The sequence below is a fragment of the Faecalibacterium sp. Marseille-Q4137 genome (assembly GCF_017377535.1).
In the GTDB taxonomy this organism is placed as follows: Bacteria; Bacillota; Clostridia; order Oscillospirales; family Ruminococcaceae; genus Faecalibacterium; species Faecalibacterium duncaniae.
Genome location: NZ_JAFREK010000075.1, coordinates 1 through 6293, shown reverse-complemented (window position 1 = coordinate 6293; position 6293 = coordinate 1). Strand labels below are relative to the sequence as shown.

6 protein-coding genes are annotated in these 6293 nt (G+C 40.3%); all 6 read left to right on the top strand.

Translation table 11 applies throughout. The features are described 5' to 3' along the window. On the top strand, positions 1–1199 hold a 1199-nt coding region (locus J3353_RS15475), incomplete at its 5' end, for an ATP-grasp domain-containing protein (protein WP_207685194.1). Between the two features lie 11 nt (positions 1200–1210). Next, the gene (locus J3353_RS15470; RefSeq protein WP_207685193.1) at positions 1211–2197 is read left to right on the top strand and encodes a hypothetical protein; all 987 of its coding nucleotides are present in this window, start codon (positions 1211–1213) and stop codon (positions 2195–2197) included. 130 nt (positions 2198–2327) lie between these two features. Then, positions 2328–3359, top strand: a complete 1032-nt coding sequence (locus J3353_RS15465) for an acyltransferase (RefSeq protein WP_207685192.1) — start codon at positions 2328–2330, stop codon at positions 3357–3359. 172 nt (positions 3360–3531) lie between these two features. Continuing rightward, complete coding sequence (gene glmM, locus J3353_RS15460) at positions 3532–4917, top strand: phosphoglucosamine mutase (RefSeq protein WP_207685191.1); 1386 nt, start codon at positions 3532–3534, stop codon at positions 4915–4917. Positions 4918–4990: 73 nt separating this feature from the next. Then, positions 4991–6022 carry a hypothetical protein gene (locus tag J3353_RS15455; protein ID WP_207685190.1) on the top strand — a complete coding sequence of 344 codons (1032 nt, stop codon included), beginning with the start codon at positions 4991–4993 and terminating at the stop codon, positions 6020–6022. Positions 6023–6033: 11 nt separating this feature from the next. Beyond that, positions 6034–6293, top strand: a 260-nt coding sequence (locus J3353_RS15450) for an STAS-like domain-containing protein (protein ID WP_207685189.1), incomplete at its 3' end; no start/stop codon positions are given.

Here is a 6293-nt window from a genome sequence, read left to right as displayed (position 1 = left end):
GTGTTAGAACGATGCAAAAGAGGCTGTTAGTTCTTGGTGGAAGTCAATTTCAAATTCCTTTAATTAAGCGAGCCAAAAGTGAAGGCTATTTTGTTGGTGTTTTTGATATAAGTGAAACCGCACCAGCAAGAAAATATGCTGATTATTTTTATTCAGTTAGTCTAAAAGATAGAGAAGCCGTTTTGAACGCTGCAAAGAATTTTTCACCCGATGGAATCACTGTAGGAATGGTTGACATTGCTGTCCCTACATGTGCATACGTAGCGCAGGTTTTGAATCTTCCGGGTATGAACCTGAAAACAGCAGAGAGCGCAACTGATAAATACAAAATGATTTGTGCATTTGCTGCGGCAGATGTTCCTCACCCTAAATTTCAGCTTATTGAGAAAGAAGATTCTGAGATTGCTAAATGCAATATTGACTACCCCGCAATTGTAAAACCGATTGATATGGCTGGCAGTCGAGGGATTTTTCTTGTTCACAATGATGCGGAGTTTAAAAGAGCTGTGAAAGATAGCTCGAAACTTGGGGATAGTGGCAAGGTACTGGTAGAAGAATATCTCGTTGGCCCCGAAGTGAGTGTGGAACTTATAGTCAAGAATGGAAAGGCGCATGCAATTCAGGTGACAGATAAAACGACATCTGGTGCCCCCCATTTTGCAGAAACAGGTCATTTGCAACCTTCACAATTGGACAAAAATATCATCGATTCTGTAAAAAAGGTCGCTTGTTCTGCAGCGGAGTCGTTGGAGCTGAAAAATAGTCTTGGACATGCAGAGATAAAAATAACGTCTTCTGGCCCCAAGATGATAGAAATCGGAGCAAGGCAAGGCGGTGATGGAATCGCAGAGCAATTGATAGAATTGTCTGCCGGAGTGAGTTTTAATGAAATTGCTATTAGGATTGCAATGGGTGAAGATTTCTCTATTCCGGAAATGATAGATTCGACAGCAAGCTGTATCCGGTTTATTACATCGAAAAAAGGTATTTTGAGTGAAATCAAAGGTGTTGAAGAAGCACGGAAGATTAAATATATTTATGATGTATCAATTGATGGCATTGTAGGAAATCAGTACAATGATATGGTGGATAATTCAGGAAGAATTGGATATATAATTGCAAAAGCAGAGACTGCGTGGCAGGCTCAAGAGGCATGCGACAAGGCAATAAATACTATAATAGTTGCATATAAGCAATGAAAGGCTTGCATATGGAAGATTTAGGAAGCTATATTGAATTTCCGTTGGAAAAAGGCAAGGAATTATTTAAAGATATACCAGAAGGCAACATTATAAGATTGAATACCTGCCGTGCGGCAATCTATCATTCTGTTCGATGCCTTGGAGTCAATAAAGTGTGGATTGCAAAATATCAGTGTGATGTTGTTCGAGACTTTTTGCTGAGGAAAGGCGTAGAGGTTCTCTATTACGAGATCGATGAAGCTTTTAATCCTAAATTAGAGCGTAATGAAGATGATACAGCAATTGTTTTGACAAATTATTTTGGTGTTCTTGGTGATAAACATTTCAAACCCCTTATCGGAAAATACCAAAATGTTATTATTGACAACGCACAAGCTTTTTTTACTCCCCCCATGGACGGATGCATAAACTGTTATTCGCCTAGAAAATTTGTTGCAACTCCTGATGGAGCATATGTTATTGGCGAAAACGTTAATCGGTTTGACTATCCACAGGATTTGTCATCTCAAAATTCGGCATTTCTCTTTATGCGATATGAGTATGGCTGCAATAACCTTGGATATCAGTATAAAAAAGAAAACGATAAACGTATAGATGAATCGGATGTTTTATTGATGTCGCCGCTTACACATGCATTACTTGATTCCTTTGATTATAGTTCAATCTACGATAAGAGAAAAGAAAACTATTTATACGCAAAGCAGTTATTCGATAAACTGAATCGCTTGGATACTAGCACGCTGTTTGAGACAGAATGTGCGCCTATGGGGTATCCGCTATGGACAAATTATGAAATTATACCGGAGTTTCATAAAAAACATATCTACCAAGCGAGATTCTGGGAGTGGTTGGTCGATGATACTTCGAACAAATCACACAGTCTTGAAAACAATTTTGCAAAATACATTGCACTTCTTTGTACAGACCAAAGATACGGAAAAAAAGAAATTGATAGGCAGTTCCAAATTGTACAAGAAGTAAGAAATAGAAGATGAGCTGATGGGAAGAATCTCGAAGTGCTTTGAAATCTGCGGCTCTCGTGATGAAGTCACAACAAATGTGAATGTTCATTAAGCAAAGTCGATATATTTCGCCTTCACATTTCTAGTTGAGCGGAGAACAAAAATGAGTGAAAGTGGTATTGTAAAAATTAGGGGGGGGGGAAAAAACAATGCTATATGTTTTATTCGTATGATAGCAATGGAAATGATTATTATATGTCATATAATGCAGTATTACGATTTTGTACTTGCATGGTGGTTCAATATCGGCGTTCAAATTTTTCTGTGCATTTCCGGATTTCTTTATGGTCAGAAAGCAATAGGAAATATTGCACGATTTTATAACCAGAGAATAAAAAAGATTTTGGTGCCATATTATCTGACTCTAATTCCATTTGCTTTTTTCGAATTTGCTTTTTGCTCTGCCGTTATTAGCTTTAAGAGCCTTTTAGAAGCAATCGCTCTGCACACAACGCTTAAGGGAGCAGGACATCTGTGGTTTGTTCCAACAATTCTATTATGCTATTTAATTACACCGTTGATACAGATTTACAGAGATGAATATGTTCGAAGCAAAAGATCGTGGTATGTATTCTTGAGTTTCGGTGTAATAAGCGTTTCATTGTTTTTTGGACTTTTTAATGAGTTTTTCAATCCTGCATGGATAGCCTGTTATGTTATTGGTTATGCTCTTGGAGTCAACGAAAAAAACTTGTGGGTTGAAAACATAAAGCTAACAAGATTGATTGGAATAATCGCCCTTGTAGGGAATGTACTACAAATTTTCTTTCAGTATGTTAAACGTATTTCCTTTCCCGGATGTGGGCTTTTCTATAATTACAATCATGTTGCTCTAGGAGTATTCATCTTTCTTGTGCTGAAGCAATTTCTTGAGCATAGAAATCTAGAGAAATTTGGAATTGTTCTGCAAATATCAGATGAATACAGCTATGAGGTGTATTTGGTTCATCAATTAATAATCTTAGGACCATTCAGCTTGTTGGCGGTATCAAAAAATATGGCTGTAGGTATTATTCTTATTATTGCTGGGATATTTTTATTGGCAATGGTGTTAAAAAAAGGCGAGAAAGTGATTTACAAGGTAATTGAGGCAAAATTAGCATTTTGGTTGGTAAGATATTCCTCTAGTATATAGAGAAAATTAATTCGCTTAAGAGAGGGTAAACAATAGAAACCTTTCAGCTGTACGGGTGCATAGCTGTGCTGCTCAAATATGCTATCTCTCCATGGTGGGCAGCAGGCAACGGGTTATAATCCGGCTAAAGCATATGATCGTCAAATCACTCTTTGGATGAGAAAAAACTATAATGGGAAAATACTTTGGAACCGATGGCTTCCGTGGCGAAGCTGGGATCACGCTGACCGCTGACCACGCCTACAAGGTTGGTCGTTTTCTGGGCTGGTATTACAATGCTCTCCGCGAGCGTAACGGCAACGGTGAGCCTGCCCGCATCGTCATTGGCAAGGATACCCGCCGCAGCTCTTATATGTTCGAGTATAGTCTGGTTGCAGGTCTGACTGCCTCCGGCGCAGATGCCTACCTGCTGCACGTCACCACCACGCCGTCTGTGGCTTACATCGCCCGCGTGGATGACTTTGACTGTGGCATTATGATCTCTGCCAGCCATAATCCCTACTACGATAACGGCATCAAGCTGATCGACTGCTATGGTGAGAAGATGCCGGAGGAAATCTTGCTGTTAGTCGAGGATTACATCGACGGAAAGCTCCATGTGTTCGATAAGGACTGGCCGGAGCTGCCCTTCGCACACCGTGAGCATATCGGCTGCACTGTGGACTACGTTGCAGGCCGCAACCGCTACATGGGCTACCTGATCAGCCTCGGTATCTACTCTTTCAAGGGTGTCAAGGTTGGTCTGGACTGCGCCAACGGCAGTTCATGGAATATTGCCAAGTCTGTTTTTGATGCGCTGGGCGCAGATACCTATGTCATCAATGCACAGCCCAACGGTCTGAACATCAACAACAATGCTGGTTCTACCCACATTGAGGGTCTGCAGAAGTTCGTGGTTGAAAAGGGTTTGGATATTGGTTTCGCCTATGACGGCGATGCTGACCGTTGCCTGTGTGTAGACGAGAAGGGTAATGTCATCACTGGCGACCATATCCTGTACATCTACGGCTGCTACATGAAGGAGCGTGGCAAACTGCTGACCAATACCGTCGTTACCACGGTCATGTCCAACTTTGGCCTGTATAAGGCTTTTGATGAAAAGGGCATCGGCTACGCCAAGACCGCTGTGGGCGACAAGTACGTCTACGAGTATATGGCGAAAAACGGCTGCCGCATCGGCGGTGAGCAGAGCGGCCACATCATCTTCTCCAAGTACGCTAGCACTGGTGATGGTATCCTGACCAGTCTGAAGATGATGGAGGTCATGCTGGCAAAGAAGCTGCCCATGAGCAAGCTGGCTGAACCCCTGAAGATCTACCCGCAGGTTCTGGAGAATGTTCGCGTCACCGACAAGAAAGCTGCACAGGATGATGAAGCAGTGCAGGCAGCAGTCAAGACCGTTGCGGAAGCACTGGGGGATACCGGTCGTATTCTGGTGCGCGAGTCCGGCACTGAGCCTCTGGTTCGCGTGATGGTAGAAGCTCCTGACCATGACACCTGCCAGAAATATGTCTCTCAGGTCGTGGAATCAATCAAAAAAAGTGGTTATATTGATTGACTGTATTTTCAATTGAACTGTAAAAGATGAAATATTAATAAATGTGGAATATAATGTAGAAAGGAGGATATGAATGAAAAGAAGTCGATGGAACTGGAAAACTAAAAATTGGAAAGATAATAACAGCCGTCGAATAAGCAAACAGAAGTCAAAGATAAGAAGAAATTTGCACCGTCATAGAGCATATGAATTGTCTGTTTCGAGAGAATACGACACATTTGTGGTTGATGTCCCTCGAAATTTCAGTTTGATAGATAATACGGAAGAAACAATGGCGTTCTTTATGGGGTTTATAGAACTGATTCAAAAAGGAAAATATAAGACGAAATTTTACATCAATTCCCATGATGTGGAAAATGTTACCGTTGATGCTTTAATATATTTGATAGCAATATTGCAAAATGATTGTGTGAACATAAGAATGCAGTATAGCTACTCTGGGAATTTTCCACTGAACGCAAAAGCGAAAAAGGTTTATCAAGAATCTGGCTTTACAAGCTATGTTGAGGCGAAAATCAAGGAATTGCCGCGAAATACGGATAAAATGAAAATTGTATGTGGAACAAAAAATAATGCGGAGGTTTCAAAGCAATTCTGCGAATTTGTAACATCAAAATTGGAAAAGCAACGATGCGAAGTCATGTCACTGTATGTTGTATTCATTGAACTGATGTCTAATGTTTATCACCATGCATATGGTAATAATGACTTTATGGCAAGACAGTGGTATATCTATGCAGAACATGTGGATAATCATATCCAATTTGTTTTTGTGGATACCGGAATGGGAATAGCAAAGACCGTAAGAAAAAATTTTGGAGAAGTTATTCAAGGAATGCTTGGAATTGGCGCGCATGACGGCGATTTGCTCCGCTCTACTTTCAATGGCGATTTTCGCACACAAACAAGCGAAAAGTACAGAGGAAATGGTTTGTCCACGGTAAAGCAAAAAGTGACGGAAGGAACCTTTAGAAATTTTAGAGTAATTTCAGGAAGAGGAAGATGTGAAATTGGAAGCCAATTAGATAAAGCAGAGGGAACAGTAATATCAGAAAATTATAAAAATGGAATATATGGGACATTGTATGCTTTTGATTTTTACTAAGGAGAATGGATATGAGTACAATACAAATATGCAAGGATTTTTCGGATGCCCCGGGAGGACGGTACGAAAAAGAAGGAGAGCATTCAGGTGAAGAATTCCGGGAAAAAGTCTTGTATCCCCAAATAAAAGATTTGGTGGATCATAAAGATCATAACGATAAAGTGACTATAAATTTTGACGGATGCTATGGATTTGGAACATCTTTTTTAGAAGAAGCATTTGGTGGACTTGTACGAAAGTATCATATAATAGGATTGATGAAATATATAGA

Bases quoted from the DNA above. Each gene is read 5' to 3' on its own strand.
- J3353_RS15470 (WP_207685193.1), top strand. From the start codon at position 1,211: ATGGAAGATTTAGGAAGCTATATTGAATTTCCGTTGGAAAAAGGCAAG.
- J3353_RS15465 (WP_207685192.1), top strand. From the start codon at position 2,328: ATGAGTGAAAGTGGTATTGTAAAAATTAGGGGGGGGGGAAAAAACAAT.
- glmM (WP_207685191.1), top strand. From the start codon at position 3,532: ATGGGAAAATACTTTGGAACCGATGGCTTCCGTGGCGAAGCTGGGATC.
- J3353_RS15455 (WP_207685190.1), top strand. From the start codon at position 4,991: ATGAAAAGAAGTCGATGGAACTGGAAAACTAAAAATTGGAAAGATAAT.